Annotated in this window: 1 protein-coding gene; it reads right to left on the bottom strand. The window is 61.8% G+C overall.

The window, feature by feature from the left end:
• On the bottom strand, nucleotides 1-251 hold a 251-nt coding region (locus tag SB772_RS40670), incomplete at its 3' end, for a glycosyltransferase 87 family protein (protein WP_410838607.1).
• Between the last annotated feature and the right edge of the window lie 24 nt (nucleotides 252-275).

Below are 275 nucleotides of genomic sequence, written 5' to 3'. Positions count from 1 at the left end.
GCTGCAATGGGGAGGTTCACGGCCAGCCACGCGGCCAGCGTTGCACCGGCGGTGACCAGGAACGTCCGCAGCTTGCCGGTCCGCAGCGCTAGAACGAGAATGGCGCCAAGGATCAAGAGCGGGTACAGCTTGGTGGCAGCCCCAAGGCCAAAACAAACGCCGGCCAAAAGGACTTTGTCCCGTGCGAAAAAGTACATCCCCAGAGCCAGGAGCCCCACGGCCCACATGTCCCAGTTGATGAAACCAGCCAAGACTATTCCGGGTGCCAGAGCTAC

The sequence above is a fragment of the Paraburkholderia sp. SIMBA_030 genome (assembly GCF_046535245.1).
GTDB lineage: Bacteria > Pseudomonadota > Gammaproteobacteria > Burkholderiales > Burkholderiaceae > Paraburkholderia.
This window is presented reverse-complemented; position numbering and strand designations above follow the sequence as displayed.